17 protein-coding genes are annotated in these 18,060 nt (G+C 48.9%); 7 read left to right on the top strand and 10 right to left on the bottom strand.

The window, feature by feature from the left end; all coding sequences use genetic code 11:
- Positions 1-92: 92 nt before the first annotated feature.
- From H511_RS24655 to H511_RS0110900, 3 genes are all read right to left on the bottom strand, one after another.
- Entirely contained in the window at positions 93-191 is a 99-nt protein-coding gene (locus tag H511_RS24655; protein ID WP_155804857.1) for a MetS family NSS transporter small subunit, read from the bottom strand.
- Between the two features lie 2 nt (positions 192-193).
- Positions 194-1,675, bottom strand: coding sequence for a sodium-dependent transporter (locus H511_RS0110905; RefSeq protein ID WP_027252323.1), 1,482 nt, complete (start codon positions 1,673-1,675; stop codon positions 194-196).
- Positions 1,676-2,061: 386 nt separating this feature from the next.
- Complete coding sequence (locus H511_RS0110900) at positions 2,062-2,688, bottom strand: hypothetical protein (RefSeq protein WP_027252322.1); 627 nt, start codon at positions 2,686-2,688, stop codon at positions 2,062-2,064.
- A gap of 366 nt (positions 2,689-3,054) precedes the next feature.
- Here H511_RS0110900 and H511_RS0110895 point away from each other — a divergent pair, with 366 nt between their 5' ends.
- The 4 genes from H511_RS0110895 (at position 3,055) to emrD (ending at position 8,065) form a co-directional block, all read left to right on the top strand.
- Positions 3,055-4,260 carry a patatin-like phospholipase family protein gene (locus H511_RS0110895; RefSeq protein WP_027252321.1) on the top strand — a complete coding sequence of 402 codons (1,206 nt, stop codon included), beginning with the start codon at positions 3,055-3,057 and terminating at the stop codon, positions 4,258-4,260.
- A 131-nt stretch (positions 4,261-4,391) separates the two neighbouring features.
- Positions 4,392-5,687 (top strand): alpha/beta fold hydrolase, encoded by a 1,296-nt coding sequence (locus H511_RS0110890; RefSeq protein ID WP_027252320.1) that lies wholly within the window; start codon positions 4,392-4,394, stop codon positions 5,685-5,687.
- 272 nt (positions 5,688-5,959) lie between these two features.
- Entirely contained in the window at positions 5,960-6,559 is a 600-nt protein-coding gene (locus H511_RS0110885) for a GTP cyclohydrolase II (RefSeq protein ID WP_027252319.1), read from the top strand.
- Between the two features lie 297 nt (positions 6,560-6,856).
- The gene (emrD, locus tag H511_RS0110880) at positions 6,857-8,065 is read left to right on the top strand and encodes a multidrug efflux MFS transporter EmrD (protein WP_027252318.1); all 1,209 of its coding nucleotides are present in this window, start codon (positions 6,857-6,859) and stop codon (positions 8,063-8,065) included.
- 58 nt (positions 8,066-8,123) lie between these two features.
- On the opposite strand, the gene H511_RS0110875 is transcribed toward emrD, so the two are convergent.
- Positions 8,124-8,450: an HI1450 family dsDNA-mimic protein gene (locus H511_RS0110875; protein WP_027252317.1), complete on the bottom strand. Its 327-nt coding sequence runs from the start codon at positions 8,448-8,450 to the stop codon at positions 8,124-8,126.
- Positions 8,451-8,658: 208 nt separating this feature from the next.
- Between H511_RS0110875 and H511_RS0110870 the strand changes: the two genes are divergently transcribed.
- Both H511_RS0110870 and H511_RS0110865 read left to right on the top strand, forming a co-directional pair.
- Entirely contained in the window at positions 8,659-9,432 is a 774-nt protein-coding gene (locus H511_RS0110870; RefSeq protein ID WP_027252316.1) for a hypothetical protein, read from the top strand.
- Positions 9,433-9,472: 40 nt separating this feature from the next.
- Entirely contained in the window at positions 9,473-11,851 is a 2,379-nt protein-coding gene (locus tag H511_RS0110865; protein WP_027252315.1) for a DNA polymerase II, read from the top strand.
- Here the strand turns inward: H511_RS0110865 and H511_RS0110860 are convergent.
- The 5 genes from H511_RS0110860 to H511_RS0110840 all read right to left on the bottom strand — a co-directional run bounded on the left by H511_RS0110860 (position 11,848) and on the right by H511_RS0110840 (position 16,978).
- Positions 11,848-12,489, bottom strand: a complete 642-nt coding sequence (locus tag H511_RS0110860) for a response regulator transcription factor (protein WP_027252314.1) — start codon at positions 12,487-12,489, stop codon at positions 11,848-11,850. The two genes, H511_RS0110865 and H511_RS0110860, sit on opposite strands and share 4 nt — an antisense overlap.
- A complete protein-coding gene (locus H511_RS0110855) occupies positions 12,458-13,852 on the bottom strand; it encodes a cache domain-containing protein (protein WP_027252313.1) in 1,395 nt (464 codons plus the stop codon). The genes H511_RS0110860 and H511_RS0110855 overlap by 32 nt, the downstream gene beginning before the upstream one ends.
- 139 nt (positions 13,853-13,991) lie before the next feature.
- A complete protein-coding gene (locus tag H511_RS0110850) occupies positions 13,992-15,275 on the bottom strand; it encodes a TRAP transporter large permease (RefSeq protein WP_027252312.1) in 1,284 nt (427 codons plus the stop codon).
- A gap of 10 nt (positions 15,276-15,285) precedes the next feature.
- Positions 15,286-15,810 carry a TRAP transporter small permease subunit gene (locus H511_RS0110845; protein WP_027252311.1) on the bottom strand — a complete coding sequence of 175 codons (525 nt, stop codon included), beginning with the start codon at positions 15,808-15,810 and terminating at the stop codon, positions 15,286-15,288.
- Positions 15,811-15,886: 76 nt separating this feature from the next.
- Positions 15,887-16,978 (bottom strand): TRAP transporter substrate-binding protein, encoded by a 1,092-nt coding sequence (locus H511_RS0110840; protein WP_027252310.1) that lies wholly within the window; start codon positions 16,976-16,978, stop codon positions 15,887-15,889.
- Positions 16,979-17,427: 449 nt separating this feature from the next.
- Here H511_RS0110840 and H511_RS0110835 point away from each other — a divergent pair, with 449 nt between their 5' ends.
- Positions 17,428-17,679, top strand: coding sequence for a DUF1289 domain-containing protein (locus tag H511_RS0110835; RefSeq protein WP_027252309.1), 252 nt, complete (start codon positions 17,428-17,430; stop codon positions 17,677-17,679).
- 83 nt (positions 17,680-17,762) lie between these two features.
- Here H511_RS0110835 and rplY read toward each other — a convergent pair whose 3' ends face one another.
- Positions 17,763-18,041: a 50S ribosomal protein L25 gene (gene rplY / locus H511_RS0110830; protein ID WP_027252308.1), complete on the bottom strand. Its 279-nt coding sequence runs from the start codon at positions 18,039-18,041 to the stop codon at positions 17,763-17,765.
- Between the last annotated feature and the right edge of the window lie 19 nt (positions 18,042-18,060).

The raw sequence follows: 18,060 nt of genomic DNA, 5'->3' as shown, positions 1-18,060 counted from the left end.
ATGAATTAAGACGCACTTTTGGGTGTGAATTGACTGTAATATATCAGAAGGGAATACAACAAGAGGCCCGCAGGCCTCTTGTTGTCAAAGGGTTACCCCTTGTTTTTTATCGCTACAGAGATGCAGTAAGCTGCGCCTCCCCAGGTAATACCCAGTCCGAATAGCATCATGATGATAGCACCAGCAGTCATACTTATACCTCGTTCTTATCTAGTGGTTTAGATGCAATATTGATAATCACTGCAATCACAAACATTGCAGCTACCAGGCCCCAACCCAGCAACAGCAAATCAGACATTTCGTAACCACCGTAACCGTTATTGAAGGTGTTAGTCAGGTTTGTACCCAGGATGATTGCCAGCATGATTGGGCTGATAAAGCGGATACAAATCTCAAACCATTTACCGATCGAGAACTCAGAAATGCTGTTCACATAGCTGCGAATGTCAGAGACTTTCAGCAGCCAGCCAATAACCAGCAATTCAATCAGACAGCTTGCCAGCAGGGCAACGTTGTTGATGAAGTAATCAACCAGATCCAACAGCAGCAGACCGCCATTGGTTGCAAATGCCATTGAAACGATGAAACCCACACCGCAAACTACGGAAGATGCTTTCTTACGTGACCATTTCAGTTTATCGATTACCGCAGAGGTCACGGCTTCAATAATAGAAATGTGTGAGCTCAAACCAGCAACAACCAGGGCCAGGAAGAACACCGGACCAAGAATATACGGCGCTGGCAGCAGGTTTATCGCTGCTGGGATGGTGACAAAAGCCAGACCCACACCCGCAGAAACGACTTCGGTGAGCGGTTTTGCCTGTTCCTGAGCCATATAGCCAAGCACAGAGAAAATCAGAATACCCGCTATCATAGAGAAGCCACAGTTGATCAATACCGTCATAAAGGCGTTGTTATTGATGTCGGACTTCTCAGGCAGGTAGCTTGAGTAGGCGATCATGATGGCAAAACCAACACTCAGGGTGAAGAATATTTGCCCATAGGCGGCAGACCACACTTTTGCATCCAGGATTTTGCTGAAATCAGGCTGGAACAGGTAGTTCAGACCGTCCAGTGCGCCATCCAGGAAAATAACACGGGCAATCAGCGCCAGCACCATCAGGAGCAACAAAGGCATCATGATTTTATTGGCACGCTCGATACCGCCTTTAACACCGGTGAAAATCGCTGCGAATGTGATACCCCAGGCAATGACCATAGGAATAGCGATATGCAGTTGCAGTCCACCCAGGTTACTTGGCGAGTTATCACCGAGTTTCAGGTATTCACTAAAGAAGAAAGCGTTGGTATCGCTTCCCCAGCTTTGAGTGAATGCGAAGCCCAGATAAGAGATCGCCCAACCGATAACGGCGACGTAATAGACTGCGATGACAGAGGCAATGAAGACCTGGAACCAGCCCAGCCATTCAAGCTTCACTCCCAGCTTGGAGAACGCTCTTGGCGCGGCACCACGCAGTTTGTGTCCCAGACTGAATTCCATGATCATAAATGGAATACCGGCCGTTATCATGGCGAAAAGGTATGGAATAAAAAATGCGCCGCCGCCGTTTTCGTAAGCCATATAGGGGAAACGCCAGATATTCCCTAATCCTATAGCAGAACCCACAGCTGCCAGAATAAATCCGGCACGGGTTCCCCATTGTTCGCGTTTCATAAGTATCTCCTTGTGTACTGTTTTTCTCTTCGAAACAGTATCTATTAAGTTTTTTATTCTAAGTATTTACTTCCTGTATCGTGGAATTTGGTTTGAAACCCCACGCAGTTAAAACGAGATTAACCACTGATACTTACCAGCGCAATAGACAGTAACTTTTGGACTATTGGCAATAAATAGGCATTCCTATTGGCTAATTCCTCCGTATTGTGAAAATAACAAGTTGTTAATGAAATGTTTAGATGATCACACCGCAATGCAGCGATTATTGAGTGAATTGTTTTATTTTAATTTTTTAGCGCCGATGACTAATAAATAGTCAAAAATTAGACTTTTGCAACATTTTGAAGACTAATTGTACTAAGTAAGTAGTTTACTATTTTCTTTCAGAACACAAAGCTGACACCAAGGTTGGTTTGATACACACTTAACCAGTCACTATCGATATTCACGTCACAGGCTTGTGTACCGGTTGCTTGCTGACAGTTAGCCGTGGTGCTTCCGTCAACGCGGCTGGCTAACCATCTGGCTTCTAACCGAATTCTGGCGTTGTTATTGATGAAGAAGTCAGAACCAAAAAAGGCGCCGCCTGACAATAAAATATTCTGTTTTGACCAGCTGGCATCCATGAGTGTCCCGCCCAGACTTAAGCCGATAAAGCTGGTAAGCATAGGCGCTACGCGATAATGGCTGCTGCTCTGAAAATGGAAAAACGTTGCACTGCCGTCGTCATCAAAGCCTTTGGTTTGCATTTTCATGTGCTGTGCAGTAAATCCAATCCGGCCATTGAATAATGATTGTTTTCCGTAATTGCCTTCTATGGTGACACCGAAAAGACCCGCGTTATCCGGGGATATTGTTATCCCGCCTTCAGACTCAATACTATCCGGGAAGGAGTAACCCCAATATGGCGTTACATAGATTGGCTTTTGTGAACTCGCTTGCGTTTTAGCGGTGAATACCAGACTTGAGACGATGCACACTATGAATAAATAATTGTTATTTAATGCCATTTTTCTTTCCTTACGCCAGTATCGAATATTTGTGACAGTCGCCCTAAAACCATGCTTTTTGTATGGTCAAGGTAAGTGCGCAGCCCTACAATCTGCTAGTGTTAGTACCAGTGAATGGTGCTGCTAGCCTGTACTCACAGTGATAGTAAATATGGAGCGTATATGAACCATTTAACCCCTGAATTTAAAATGGCGTTAACCGTTGCCGTTATCATTATGATAGTCCTTTTCGGATTTGGGTTGACGGCAATAACGCATTAATCGTTATATATCACCCTGTTATTATTTTTCTCCTGTTGTTGAGCATCCGCTTTACAATGAAATGAGGGGAAAGTTTTTTGTTTTTTAACAGAGTGAGTTAGATGTATGAATCACTTGCCTTTTAGTCTCGGGGATCTTGATGGCAGTCTTGTCGACACATTTTCTGCAAAATTGTCGGAATCAAAAAAGCAAAAAATTGCACTGGTGGTTCAAGGGGGCGGGCAGCGCGGCATTTTCACTGCCGGTGTTTTTGATGCTTTTCTGGAGGCCGGGTTTGACCCGTTCGAACTCTACATCGGCACATCTGCCGGCGCGCTGAATCTTTCTTCTTTCATCAGCCGGCAACCCAGGTTTGGTCATGACTTCATCGTTAACCTGACTACCCAGCAAGAGTTTTTTAATCTCTACCATTATCTGAGTCAGCAAAAGCCGATGAATCTTGACTGGGCCTTTGATCAGATTGGACTCAATGGTAAAACGCCTTTAGATGTCTCGACGGCCCGTCGGGTACTGACGTATCGCCAGGCTTTTGCCTGTGCCACGCGCAAAGATACCTTGCAAGATATCTACCTGCCTATGTACGAAGACAACTGGCGTGATGTACTGCGCGCCTCTTGCGCCATTCCGCTGCTTTATAATTTGCCCGTCAGCCTCAATGAACTTGAATGGGTCGATGGCGGTGTCAGTGCGGCTGTGCCTGTGAAGGAAGCCTGGAAGCGAGGGGCTGAGCTGGTCATAGTGGTACGTACCGAACCTTTGCAGATGATACAGCAAACACCGGGGGTACTGGATGACTGGAGAGAGCGTATTGAAGTTGCCCTGCCGGAGTATATTGAGAGATTCAGCCTCAATGAATCTCTCGACAGAGTGAAAGCGGTGAGCCATGAACTGACCGACCGTTTCGACAATTGGAAGCGTTTGTGGCTGGATAAAGAAAAACAAGGCATGATCGCGGCCGATGAAATGAATAAAGAACTCGAAGAAGAGAAAAAAGCGGTGAATGGCTACCGTAAATGGCTCAGTGGTTTGAATGTTGAGCGTTTTCTGTCCTTAACCGGTAAACGCTCCGAAGTGTTTGATATGCTCAATCGTTATTATCAAACTTATAAGGATGTTAATGAGTTCCTTATTCATCCTCCTGAGGAATTGAAAGTGATCCAGATTGCGCCGCAAAAAGCCCTGCACAGTAAGGCTCTGTTGAGCAGCCAGCAGGATTTGAATCTTGATTACGTGCAAGGCAAGGAAATCGGCCGTGAATTTTTGGCGTATTTTGCTGATATGCTGAACAACAAAACGACAGTCAGGCAGTAACCTGATTTTCAGTACCGGATATACAATGACGTACCAGTGGCGTAATGGCCATAACCGGTGACAGTAGCCATCTTTTGGCGCATGACATCAGGTAAAGACGGAGAGTTCTCCGTTGGTACATGGAGAAAATGATGCAATCAGGTTTTTATATTGGGGACATGTTCTGTCAGTCTCACGTTTTTCAATTGCCTCTGAACTATCAAAGTCCTGAAGGTCAAAAGATTCGTGTGTTTGCCCGTGAAGTAGTGGCAAGAGGTCAGGAAAACAGCGATTTACCCTGGTTGGTTTATCTGCAGGGTGGGCCGGGTTTTCCATCACCGAGGCCGGAGGCCGAAAGTGGCTGGCTGAAGCGGGCATTAAAAGATTACAGAGTCCTGCTGCTTGATCAGCGAGGCACCGGACAGAGTGAGCCGGTCCATGCGCAGACTCTGGCAGGGTTAACGGCGCAGCAGCAAGCCGATTACCTGAGCCATTTTCGGGCAGATAATATAGTGCGCGACGCAGAAGCCATCCGGGAAGCATTGGGGATCAAACAATGGTCACTGCTGGGGCAAAGCTTTGGCGGGTTTTGCGCTCTGCATTATCTTTCTTTTTACCCGGACAGCCTGATCAGCGCCTGTGTGACGGGTGGAATTCCGCCAATTGCCGGTCATGCTGATGAGGTGTACCGGGCAACCTACCGCCGGGTGCTGGATAAGAATGCGGCTTTCTTTAAGCGTTTTCCTGCCGCTCAGGCACTGTGTAACCGCATTGCAGATCATTTATTGACCCAGGATGTTTTTTTGCCGAACGGGCAACGGTTTACGGTAGAGCAGTTTCAGCTGATTGGCATCAATCTCGGCAGAAGCGGCGGGGATCTGGCGCTCTATTATCAGCTGGAGAGTGCTTTTGTCGAGGTGAACGGGCAGCCGGAGCTCAGCTATAGCTTCCTGAATGCCATGCTGGCGGAGCAGTCTTACCAGACTAATCCGATTTATGCGATTTTACACGAGTCGATTTATTGTCAGCACCAGGCGTCCTGCTGGTCTGCGCACCGGGTCCGCGACGAATATCCTCAATGTCATTATCAGACCGGTAAAGATTTTTGTTTCACCGGTGAAATGGTTTATCCGTGGATGTTTGAACAGCTGAACACTCTGAAACCATTGCGTGAAGCGGCAACGATTCTGGCAGAAAAAGCAGATTGGCCAGCGTTATATGATGCCAGCCAGCTGGCCGCTAACAAGGTCCCGCTGGTTGCCGCGGTTTATGTCGAAGACATGTACGTGGAATTCGATTACAGCCGTGCCACCCTGGCCGGCATCCCAAACAGTAAAACCTGGATGACGAATGAGTTCGAGCATAACGGATTGCGGGCTGATGGTGAGCGTATCCTTGATACCTTACTTCGCTTTAGTCAGGAGATTCACGATCAGTTTCAGGGGTAGAGCAGGGGGCTCTGAGGTAAACAGAGCCCTTTATCTCTGACAACAGTCATGATTGCCTATGCCTTAATTGTTATGTTATAACACTTCTCATGGGTGGCGTTGGAGCATAAGTCAACGGTGATGACTGTTTTAGTGTCATAATTTTAGATATCATCAGCGCCACATGCATACCAACAGCGCATTGAAGTCAGCGGTCTAATGAACTGTGTCGGTAGATAACATAGCAATCAATTGTCGTCAGACTGTGGTTGTATGAGAGGTAATAAAACAAGATGGTAAATGTAAGGGCCAGAGTCCCCTTTAAAGTCGGTACGAAAAGCCATATCCCTGCCGATATTCTCTCTTTTGATGGCCTAGCTTCAGGAAAAGAGCATGTTGCGCTTATTTTCCGTGATGCAGATAAACAACAGATCCCCCCTTTGGTCAGGATGCACTCTGAATGCCTTACCGGGGATGTGTTCCATTCGTCACGTTGTGACTGTGGTGAGCAGTTAGATGAAACCATAGAACGCATGGCCGAAGAAGGTGGCATTATCCTGTATCTGCGTCAGGAAGGCCGTGGTATTGGTTTGTATAACAAAATCGATGCCTACCTGCTGCAGAGCCAGGGTATGAATACCTATGAAGCGAATAATCATCTGGGATTTGGTGATGATCTTCGGGATTTTTCTGAAGCGGCACAAATGCTCAAAGCACTAGGTGTTGAAAGCATCAGGTTGATCACCAATAACCCGAAAAAAATTCAGGACCTGGAAGCTTTAGGCATTTCGATTGAAGAAGTTGTGGGTACAAAAGCACACTTGAAAGAGGGCAATGAAAATTACCTTCGTGCCAAAGCCAGCCGTGGTAAACACCGTTTTCATTTTGACTGAAACCGGATAAAAACCGATTGTAAAGCGAGCCGAAGTGCTCGCTTTTTTTTGCCCGGAAAACTGCAATTTTAAGATTAGTTTTTATAATCCGAATCATAATAAAGTATCGTGCTGATTAGGTTAGGATTTACTTGTTGTTCGCCTTGCCTGCCATTACTATCCCGCTCGAAAGCTCGTCATAAGCCTACTTGATGCAAATGGTCGATTCTGCAGCTATTTCTCAAGGTTCATTTTTCGCCTTGGCTTATGATGACTTGAACTTATCTTTTTCTTTGTATTGTTGTAAGGAGTGAGGTTGTGCAAAGGCAATCTTATTCTGCCAGTGTGGCAAAAATTCTGTTTCTGATTATTATTCTGGCCGCCGTTGGGCAAATGACCCAAACCATGTACGTGCCAGCGATCCCACAAATGGCAGCGGCATTCAGCGTCAAGCCCGCTTTCTTGCAGGCAGTGATGGCCGCGTATCTCATTCCATACGGTCTGTCACAGTTCGTCTACGGCCCTTTATCGGATCGGATTGGACGTAAGCCTGTGATGTTGGCCGGTATGAGTATTTTCATACTCGGCACAATACTGGCGCTGTTTGCGCCTTCGTTCGAAGTTTTTCTGCTCGCCAGTTTTATTCAGGGCATGGGAACCGGGTGCGGTGGCGCAATGTGCAGAACCATTACCCGGGACTGTTACGATGGTGCAGAACTGCACAAAGTAAACAGTCTGGTCAGCATGGGCATTATTTTCTCGCCACTGGTCGCGCCGGTACTGGGCGGATACCTGTCCGAGGCATTTGGCTGGCCGGCAAGTTATGTGTTTTTGCTGGCGTTGGGTACTGCCGTCACCTTAATTATTTTATCCCGCTTCACCGAAACTCTGCCTGCTGAGAAGCGCAGGGTAGAGCGTGTGACTGTCAGCTACAAATATGTGCTGAGTAATCGCAAATTTCAGGGGTATGTCATGTGCTTAGTGGCAACCTTTTCAGGACTTGCCGTATTTGAAGCTGCCGCTGGTGTTTTGTTGGGTAATGTACTGAAACTGGATCCGACGACAGTGAGCTGGCTATTTGTTATGCCATTGCCGGGATATTTGCTGGGCTCCTGGATGTCGACTCTGCTGCTCAAGCATATGGGGCAGCAGCGGGTGCTTTATGTCGGGCTGGCAGCACTTGGCTTCGGCGCGTTAACCATTTTGCTGCCTGGGATGGCAGGGCTAGTCACCGTCAGCTCACTGATTGGCGGCGCATTTTTGTATTTCATTGGCTCCGGGATTGTGTTTCCTGTTACCACAACAGCAGCGGTGGAGCCTTTTCCTTTCCATGCCGGTACGGCGGGGGCTGTGCTGGGTGGTTTGCAAAACTTAGGCGCGGGTGTTGCGACGCTGGTGGCGTCTATGCTGAGTGCAAAAGACCAGTTCAGCCTGGGCGCAATAATGACGTGCATGGTGCTGATGGCGATTGCCAGCCTGCTCTGGGTCAGACGTTGTCAGCAGGAAGAAACGCCTGTATTGGTATGATTTAAAAAACGGTGCTGATATCAGCACCGTTTTTGTTGTATCTGGCTTAATCACCGGATTAGTCGCGTTTCCATAAGATGTGGCAGAACTTATTGTCCGGGTTACGGCTTATCAGCATGCGGGCAAAGACGTCATCCAATTCATCGTTGGCTTCATTCACCAGCCCGATCCGCACTTCTGCATATTCTTCGCCATCCACAGCGAAGCCAACATGGCCTGGCCAGTCTTCTCCGGTTTCTACAACCTCAGCAGCACCACGGTCATCAAACTGAGCCGTGAACAGCAAGACATCGGCGGGTTCCAGACTGTCTTGTGCCATTTCCAGAAAAATATCGTAGGCAGCTTCAATAACGTCGTCGTATGAAATCAGGTCTAAGTTATCCATGTTTGGGTCAATATCAGTTTTATTGAATAGAACCGGGAGTATACCAAGGCCACCTGTTGATGGCTATGATACAGACGATTGTGCTGTAGCAGGCGCGGGCAGGCCTTAGTTGGTTGAGATTGCAGCGTTTAAGCCTGCCGCCAACTTTAAGGCTGTCACTTTCATGCTATGATGCAGGCAGACAGTGCGGTGCCCCAGGAAACAGATATTGCCAACTTTTCTTCCCGTCATTGATAACAACCGGCCTTTTCAACCGGTGTTTCAACCCTGTATTAATGAGACTTTGCAACACCTCGGTGTCCTGTTCAAAGAAACACTTCACAGCGTATACCTTGCAGGTAGCGTTGCGCGTCGTGACGCTGTGCCCGGGCAGTCAGATCTCAATCTGACTCTGGTGTTTGAACGGCCTCTGAACGAGCTGGAAAAAAGCCGGTTACACAGCCTGAGCACCCATATAGCCAGGCGTCACAGGGCCGTGAAACGGCTGGATATCAGGCTCGCCATTACGCGTGATGTTCTGTCACTGGACGGTATTTTTCAGTGGGGCTTCTGGCTCAGACATTGCTGCATGTGCCTCAAGGGCGATGATTTGTCCGGCCGCTTTGGTGCATTCGAACCCAGCTGGGACGCGGCAAAATCATTAAATGGGCCTTTTGAACCGATCCTCATTGAATACCGGGAGAAAATCCTGAAAACACGGGTGCCTGAGCATTACCTTGACTACTGTGAGTATATAGGGAAGAAAATGCTGTGGACGGCATACACGCTTGTGTTTCACCGGGAAAAGGTACTGGCCCTGTCAGTCAGAGAGGCCACTGATCTGTTTTTGAAAAATTATCCTGATAAAGCTGTCGATGTCGAGCGTGCGTATATTCTGATGAGCCGGACACAAGTGCCTAAAAAGGCCTCCTTGTTTTTGATGCAGGGTTTTGGCCAGTGGCTCGTTGATGAGTGGAATAAAATTGAACGCAAAATCGGCTAAGCATCCCCACGTCCCACCAGGGCAAAACACACATTCTTCATTGCAGCAAGCTGAGGGATTCGTGCTCACCCGTCAAAGCCGTGACAGGCAAGGGCAGACTCAGATTGTTATCTGGGTGAAAACGGACCAGGGGCCTTGCCAGCTGGTTATCGACGGTGAGCATCCTGTGTGTTTTATTCCGGCCAGTGAGCAGCAAAGGGCAGACACTGTACTTACCCAACACGGCCTTTCAGTCAACTGGCGCACGCTGGACATGAAAGACTTTCAGCACCAGACCATGTCGGCCTGCTACAGTGCAACGATCAGCGACAGCCTTCGGATTGGCGCATTGCTGTTAGCGGAAGGCATTAAAGTGTTTGAAGATGATATCCGGCTTGCTGACCGTTATCTGATGGAGCGTTTCATCCGCGGTGGAATCGCCTTCGCAGGGAATGCCGTTATCAGAGACGGGTATACCGAATTTCGTCAGGTGAAAACCAAATCGGCGGATTATCTGCCTTCACTGTCTGTTGTTTCACTGGATATTGAATGTTCAGAGAAGGGCATCTTGTATTCTGTCGGTCTGCACAGCGAGGCTGACAGCCGGGTGATTATGGTAGGAGAGCCACTCAACGCTGAGCAAGAGCAACTGACCTGGATTGAATGGGTCCGGGATGAAAAAGCCCTGCTGGTGGCCATGCAGGCGTGGTTTATCCGCTATGATCCTGATGTCATTATCGGCTGGAACGTGGTGGATTTTGACTGGCGCTTGTTACTGCGGCGTGCAGAATGGCACAACTTGCCTCTGCGGCTTGGCCGTGGCAGGCAAACGCCGCACTGGCGCCAGTCCAGTCAGAACCCGAATGCCGGTTTCATCACTATTCCGGGCCGGGTGGTGATGGACGGTATTGATACGCTGAAAACCGCCACCTACAACTTTCGCTCCTGGTCGCTGGAATCGGTCGCACAAGAACTGCTCGGCGAAGGCAAAGCTATTCACAATGTCTACGATCGCATGGCTGAAATTAATCAGATGTTCCGCGAAGATAAAGTGTCACTGGCGCGCTATAACCTGCAGGACTGTAAATTGGTTACCCGGATCTTCGAAAAAACACACTTGTTAGATTTTGCGCTGGAACGTAGCCGACTGACGGGCGTCGAGCTGGACAGAGTCGGCGGATCGGTTGCTGCATTCACCAACCTGTATCTACCTCAGTTGCATCGCGCCGGTTATGTTGCTCCTAATCTCGAAAGCGAAAACTGGATCGCCAGCCCTGGCGGTTATGTGATGGACTCGAAACCGGGTTTGTATGACTCGGTGCTGGTGCTGGATTTCAAATCGCTGTACCCGTCGATTATACGCACATTCTGCATCGATCCCATGGGGCTGGTTGAAGGTTTACTTCTGGAAGAAGGTAAATCTGAGCATCAGGCCATCGCTGGCTTTCGGGGCGGCCGTTTTCACCGGCAGAAACATTTTTTGCCCGAAATGATTGAAGCGCTGTGGGCTGCCCGCGACCAGGCGAAAAGAGACGGTGAAAAAGCGTTTTCGCAGGCGATAAAAATTATCATGAACTCTTTCTATGGCGTACTGGGTTCCTCAGGTTGCCGTTTTTTTGATCATCGTCTGGCCTCATCGATCACCATGCGCGGTCATGAAATTATGAAGCTGACCCGCGAGCGCATTGAAGAGCAGGGTTATGAGGTGATATACGGCGACACGGATTCGACGTTTGTGTCGCTGAAAAAGCCCCACAGCGGTGAGGATGCGGATGCCATTGGTGCCCGGCTGGTGGTTGATATCAATGCGTGGTGGGCCCGGCATCTGCAAGAGCATTACAATCTTGCCTCCGCCCTTGAGCTGGAATACGAAACCCATTATCACAAATTTCTGATGCCGACGATCCGGGGGCAGGAAACCGGCAGTAAAAAGCGCTATGCCGGTCTGGTGATTCGAAACGGTGTTGAGGAGATGGTGTTTAAAGGGCTGGAGACGGTCCGCACCGACTGGACGCCCTTGGCGCAGGAGTTTCAGCAGACTCTTTACCGTAAAGTGTTTCATAATGAAGACGTGGAAGAGTATGTGCGTTCTTACGTGGAAATGACCGGACAGGGAGCATTTGATGACAAACTGGTGTACCGCAAAAGGTTACGCCGTCACCTGTCTGAGTATCAGAAAAATGTGCCGCCCCATGTCCGGGCCGCCCGGCGGGCCGATGAAGTAAATCAGCAACTGGGTAGGCCGTTGCAGTATCAGACTGGCGGCTGGATTGAATATGTCATCACCACCCATGGCCCGGAACCGGTGGAAGCCAGACAAAGCCAGATTGACTACGACCACTACATAGACAAACAACTAAAGCCGATTGCAGACGGGATCCTACCGTTTATCGGACGGCATTTCGACGACATTATTGCACCGCAACTGGGGCTGTTCTAAATCAGATTTTCTTTCACGGCATAAGCGGTGAGCTCAGCTGTGGAGTGCATGTTGAGTTTATGCTTGATATTCTGACGGTGGGTTTCCACTGTTCGGGTGCTGATCCCCAGTTCCATCGCAATTTCTTTACTGCTTTTGCCCAGCGCTACCTGACGCAGCACAGTTTCCTCCCGCCGGCTTAATGCCGCCAGCACCACTTCAGCAGGCTCAGCCTGCGCAATGGGGGCGGCGAATAAGGTATCGGCGACCAACCGGCAAAAATACCGTCCGCCCTGATGAACGGCTTCTATGGCTTGCACCATTTCCTGCGCGGAAACTTCTTTGAGAATATAGCCGCTTGCACCGGCCTGCATGACCTGAAGAATGTATTCGCGATTGTCATGCATGGTCAGGATCAGCACTTTGATCTCAGGAAAGCGGTAACGGAAATGACGTGTGGCTTCAATACCGTTCATTTCCGGCATACTGATATCCATCAGTACCACATCGGGTTGATACTGTTCGGCTTTTCTCAGTGCTTCAGCGCCATTACCTGCCGTTGCAATCACTTCAATGTTGGCTTCGTTGTCGAGCCGGGCTTTAAAACCTTCCATGACGACCTGATGGTCATCCACTAACAGCACTTGAATTTTTGCCATAAATGTCCAGTCCTTGTTTCAGAGGGAGGTTGACCAAAATTTCCGTCCCTTGTCCCGGTTCACTGCTGATATCCAGCTCACCACCCAGAAATTCCAGCCGTTCACGCATGTTACGAAGGCCGATTCCTTTGCCATTCATGGCGTGTTGCACGTTAAATCCCGTCCCGTGATCGCGAATAATGAACTGCAAGTTTTCCTGTATCACTGCAAGCTCTATATCAACAGCGTCAGACTGAGCATGCTTGCTGATGTTCACCAACGATTCCTGAGCCACCCGGTATAGCGTCGTCATCATCTCTGTAGAAAGGCTGGCGTTGTCAAGTGCCAGAGAGCGATGCACATGTATGCCGGTTGAAGCAGAAAAATCGCTGAGCAGGTTATCCAGTGCCGCTATCAGTCCTATGTCATCCAGCGAGCTGGGACGCAGATTGTGCGAGATACGCCTCAGCTCGGCAATGGCCTGCAACAGGGAGGATTCACTCAGGCCCCGGTGGCGTATGGCCTGCTCGATGTCTGATTTGGCTATTTTGTCCTGAAGCAATTCCAGATGGCACTTGCAGGAAACCAGCAATTGGTTCACCCCGTCGTGAAGTTCTCTGGCGACATGCTTTTTCTCTTCTTCCTGGAACATGACAGTTTTATGCGCCAGCTCTTTTAAGCGGCTGTCTGCTAACCTGTGTTCATGAAGATTGATCGCCAGCGTGGTGATCAGAATGAGCAGGGTAGTGATGGCAACCAGAACAATGACAGAAATGAAGGTGGTCCGGATGTTAGCCTGTACTCCCTGTTCGACCTTGGTCATCTGGCGGGCGACATCTTCAATGTACAGGCCGGTGCCTATCATCCAGCGCCATTTCGGCAACCATGCCGCATAGCTGAGCTTTGTCACGATTAAATCACTGGAGGGTTTATGCCAGAGGTACTGATGGAAACCACCGCCAGACTTGGCTTTTTCGATCAGTGCCTGAATGAGGTAATCGCCATTATTATCCTGCAAATGAAATAAATTTTTCCCGACCAGCTCGGGCAAAACCGGGTGGGCCAGGTTAGTACCATCTTCGTGGTAGACAAAAAAATAGCCGTCATTGCCGTATCTCAGGTCGCTCAGTATACGTTTTACTTCCGCTTTGGCTTTTTCATCATTGGCAGCGGCGTTTTGATAAATGTGATTGATGCTGTCGAGGGCAAGATCGACCGTGTCTTTCAGTGCCTGTTCTTTAGCCGCGATCAGGCTGGCACGAAAAGTGGCGATTTCTTTTTGCCCGAGCGAGGTGGCCTGATGGATAGCAATCCAGCTGATCGCCGCGCTGATCAGCAGTAATGGGAGCAGTGTCAGTAAGATCAGCTTCACTTTCAGGGGCATAGTTGCAAACGTAGGGCTGTTGAGCGATTGCATAGTGGCCTTGAATGTTAACAATTTGTTGGGGATATCAAAGCAAAATAGCGGCACTTTATGGAAAAAGTGCCAACTCGCTCTAGATTTGCGGGGTTTCATTGCCAGGCTACAACCCGTAGAAGCCAGGGAATACTAAGACAGAGGCCAGAATCAGAATCTGTATTGTAATGAAGGGCATGACACCTTTATAAATATCCCGGGTGGTAATACCGTCAGGTGCAACGCCTTTAAGGTAAAACAGGCTGAAACCAAAGGGCGGAGTCAGGAAGGAGGTTTGCAGATTCATGGCAATCAGAATGGCAAACCACAGCATATTGATCCCCATAGCATCGGCAATCGGGGCGAGGATCGGCACCACAATAAAGCAGATTTCAACGAAATCGATGAAAAATCCCAGAATCAGAATGATGAGCATGGTCAGGATCAGGAAGCTCCATTCTTCACCGGGCAGTGCAAGCATCCACTCTTCAACCAGGTAATCACCGCCTGTGTAGGTGAATGCCATAGAAAAAGCCGTCGCGCCCAGCAGAATACCAAACACCATGGCGGTTACTTTGACGGTTTCGAATGCACTGTCATACAGCATGCGCCATGAGAACTGCCGGTAAACAACCGACAACAGAACCGCTCCCATGCCGCCCAAAGCAGCAGATTCGGTAGGGGTGGCGATACCCGCAAAAATCGACCCCAACACCACGATAATCAGCGCCAGAGGCGGCAACACGGCTTTCAGTGCCGTGATGATCTCTTGCTGACGAGACTGATCGGGATCCCGTTCCATCGGTTGGGTGGCTTCCGGATTCAACCAGCTGTAAATGACGATGTAAACGATATAAGCCAGTACCAGTGCGAGGCCGGGCCAGATAGCGGCCTGAAACAGATCGCCAACCGGAATCCCCAGTACGTCACCTAACAAAATCAATACGATGGATGGCGGGATGATCTGACCCAGAGTACCCGATGCGCAAATTGTGCCTGTCGCCAGGCCTTTGCTGTACTGATACTTCATCATAACAGGCAGGGATATCAGGCCCATTGCAACCACAGAAGCCCCGACCACACCGGTTGACGCAGCCAGCAGCGATCCCACTAATACCGTTGAGATCGCCAGACCACCGCGAACACTCCCGAAAAGTTTCCCCATGGACTCCAGCAGTTGTTCTGCCAGGCGGGTTTTTTGCAGCACCAGACCCATAAAGACAAAAAGCGGTACGGCCATGAGCACAGTATTTTGCATAATGCTCATGATACGAAACGGCATGAATGCAAAGATTTCCGGCCCTTCAGCCCAGACGCCGAACAGCAGTGCGATGCCGCCGAAGGTAAATGCCACTGGAAACCCGAGTAACAGGGCAAACAGGGCAACGATAAACATGATGATACCAACCACGGAATATTCCTTATTTTTCGTGGAACAGGCTTGGGTTTACCAGCCGGTTAATGTTGTGCAGCAGCATTCCGATCCCTGAAATGGCCATAAACAGGAAAGAAAGCGGGATAAGACCTTTAATCAGCCAGCGATAAGGTAAACCGCCCGGGTCGCCGCTGGACTCACCAAGAGAGTAGGATTCTTTCATATAATCAACGCCATACCAGAACACCAGGATACAAAATGGCAGCAGGAAAAAGAGTGTCCCCAGCAGGTCGATAATGGCACGGGTTTTGAGTGTGAAACGTTCGTAGAACACATCTACCCGCACATGGCCGCCGGCCTTCAGTGCGTAGGGAACGCCAAGCAGGAAAACGGCTGAGAACAGGTGCCACTCCATCTCCTGCATGGCGATAGAAACGTGGTTAAAGGCATACCGCATAACAACATCATAAAAAACGTTGAACATCAGTATGATAAACAGAGTGCTGGCTATCCAGCCAAGCAAATCAGAAAACCGGTTGATGATTTTTTCGAAGGCTAACAAGCTTCGCATAATAACTCCGTCGCGAGGCAACATTCCAGACTGATAAACGAGCATGCACCGGACAGACCGGTGCATGATTGTCGTGTTATTTCTGCTCAGCCTGGCTGTCGAGGTAGGCTTTATCAGCAATCAGCGTCCATTCACGGGCTTTTTCCAGATAGGCCGCTTGTGAATCCAGGATTTCTTTTGCCAGAGGATCGTTCTTGGCCTGCTCTTCAAGCAATTCATCGTTGGCCTGGCGAATGGCTGCCATGACCTCATCCGGGAAGTTCATCACTTTGATGTTCGGATATTCTTCCTTCATGGTTGACCAGTTCTCGGCACTGGCGTGGGTATTTAAGATATACATGTCATAGGCCGAGAGGCGCATGGCAACGCGCAGAATTTCCTGCAGATCAGCCGGCAGGCGATCCCAGGATTGCTTGTTGACCAGAAACTGCAGTTCAGTTGCAGGCTCATGCCAGCCGGTATAATAGTAAGGCGCGATTTTGTGGAAACCCATTCTCAGGTCCAGTCCTGGTCCCACCCATTCCAGCGCATCAATGGTACGACGCTCAAGTGCTGTGTAGAGTTCGCCTGGCGCAATATTGGTCGGACTGGCACCTAACTTAGCCAGCACTTCACCGGCAAAGCCCGGAATACGGATTTTCAGGCCTTTCAGATCATCAACCGTTTTGATTTCTTTCTGAAACCAGCCGCCCATCTGAACGCCCGTGTTACCACCGGGGAATGACAGCAGGTTATGCGGGCCATAGACTTTTTCCATCAGCGCCATGCCGCCACCGTGATAGAACCAGGCATACTGTTCAGCCGCGATCATACCGAAGGGCATAGTGGAGAAATAAAGGGTATTCGGTACTTTGCCTTTCCAGTAGTAAGACGCCGAGTGGCCAATGTCATACTGACCGGCTTTTACCATATCAAACACACCCAGCGGCGCTTTGTGTTTATTGGCAGAATCGATGCGGATCTGCAAACGGCCGTTAGACATTTTCTCTGCCATTTCGGCCATGGCTTTGGTGGTGTCGCCAAAAATAGGAAAGTTTGCACCCCAGGTTTCAGCCAGTTTCAGGCGATAGACTTTTTCTGCGGAATAAGCGGCGGTACTGGAAAGTAAAACCGCAACCGCGCTGGCTGCCACCAGAGCATTGCGTACAGTGCGTTTTACCAGACTCATGTTTCACGTCCTCATTGTTATTGTGATAGCGGGATAATCCCTATGCAATCAAAGCATTGAACAAACTATAGGCCTGAACAAGCGCAATAACACTGAGTGGCTGTCAAATAAGATCGTGATAAATAGCGACTAAGGTATTACGTATTAATACGTAGAGTATCTTTATGAGTTAATTTAACTACTTGATTAATAATCAGTATTTTTCGAATTATGTGCTTTAGTAAATTGCGTAAACTACGCAGAAAAGACATAAGTAATTCTGTTAACTATTTGTGATGGGTGTGAAGTGGCTCACTGATGATTGACCGGCAACCCTTTATTTAAGCGGACTGAAGGCTGACTGGCGTTATCAGCATAAAGTCGTTACTATCAGATTGTATGTAATTTGAGCAGTTCGTGGTTGTTATGAACCTTTCACCGTATAACACGCAAAAAGCAGAGAAGGGGATATGGAGCAGTTAGAACTTTTTACCATTCCCAGCCCGTGTATTGGTGTCTGCCAGGTGAATAACAGAGGGTATTGCAAAGGCTGCCTGAGGAGCCGCGAAGAGCGATTTCACTGGCAGGTGATGAGCAACGATCAGAAACGGCATGTGATCAAATTATGCCGGCAACGTTATCTGCGTTTACTCAAGCGTAAGCGAGAGCTGGAAATGCAGGCCGCGAAAGAGCCAGACAATCCGCAGCAAGATCTGTTCTAGAATGTCATTTCATGCAAAATCACCAGACACAAAAAAAGCGCCCTGAGGCGCTTTTTTCTTCAGCGTTTTCACACCAACCGCAATTAGATGCGGATGAAGTCCATGTGCTGAACTTTTGGCTTGAATGGGTGACGCTGGATGTCTTGTGGCTTAACGTTCACTTCTTTACCGTCGATTACCAGAGTGATGGCATCGTAGAAGCCTTCTTTATCCATCTGGTTGATCACGTCATCGTGTTTCAGTTCGATTGCAACCGGAGCTTCAGTGCCACCGTAGATGATCGCTGGGAATTTGTTAGTGTGACGCAGGCGGCGGCTCGCACCTTTACCCAGGTCTGAACGTACTTGTGCTTCAAATTTCATGATAACTACTCTTAAGTGA

Origin of the sequence: Photobacterium halotolerans DSM 18316 (assembly GCF_000425165.1) — a bacterium.
GTDB lineage: Bacteria > Pseudomonadota > Gammaproteobacteria > Enterobacterales > Vibrionaceae > Photobacterium > Photobacterium halotolerans.
Note: the sequence above shows the minus strand (reverse complement) of the source record. Positions and strands in the feature narration are given on the sequence as shown.

What these genes read in the sequence shown, in the direction of transcription:
- H511_RS24655 (WP_155804857.1), bottom strand. Translation starts at nt 191, where the DNA reads ATGACTGCTGGTGCTATCATCATGATGCTATTCGGACTGGGTATTACC.
- H511_RS0110905 (WP_027252323.1), bottom strand. Translation starts at nt 1,675, where the DNA reads ATGAAACGCGAACAATGGGGAACCCGTGCCGGATTTATTCTGGCAGCT.
- H511_RS0110900 (WP_027252322.1), bottom strand. Translation starts at nt 2,688, where the DNA reads ATGGCATTAAATAACAATTATTTATTCATAGTGTGCATCGTCTCAAGT.
- H511_RS0110895 (WP_027252321.1), top strand. Translation starts at nt 3,055, where the DNA reads ATGAATCACTTGCCTTTTAGTCTCGGGGATCTTGATGGCAGTCTTGTC.
- H511_RS0110890 (WP_027252320.1), top strand. Translation starts at nt 4,392, where the DNA reads ATGCAATCAGGTTTTTATATTGGGGACATGTTCTGTCAGTCTCACGTT.
- H511_RS0110885 (WP_027252319.1), top strand. Translation starts at nt 5,960, where the DNA reads ATGGTAAATGTAAGGGCCAGAGTCCCCTTTAAAGTCGGTACGAAAAGC.
- H511_RS0110875 (WP_027252317.1), bottom strand. Translation starts at nt 8,450, where the DNA reads ATGGATAACTTAGACCTGATTTCATACGACGACGTTATTGAAGCTGCC.
- H511_RS0110860 (WP_027252314.1), bottom strand. Translation starts at nt 12,489, where the DNA reads ATGGCAAAAATTCAAGTGCTGTTAGTGGATGACCATCAGGTCGTCATG.
- H511_RS0110855 (WP_027252313.1), bottom strand. Translation starts at nt 13,852, where the DNA reads ATGCCCCTGAAAGTGAAGCTGATCTTACTGACACTGCTCCCATTACTG.
- H511_RS0110845 (WP_027252311.1), bottom strand. Translation starts at nt 15,810, where the DNA reads ATGCGAAGCTTGTTAGCCTTCGAAAAAATCATCAACCGGTTTTCTGAT.
- H511_RS0110840 (WP_027252310.1), bottom strand. Translation starts at nt 16,978, where the DNA reads ATGAGTCTGGTAAAACGCACTGTACGCAATGCTCTGGTGGCAGCCAGC.
- H511_RS0110835 (WP_027252309.1), top strand. Translation starts at nt 17,428, where the DNA reads ATGGAGCAGTTAGAACTTTTTACCATTCCCAGCCCGTGTATTGGTGTC.
- rplY (WP_027252308.1), bottom strand. Translation starts at nt 18,041, where the DNA reads ATGAAATTTGAAGCACAAGTACGTTCAGACCTGGGTAAAGGTGCGAGC.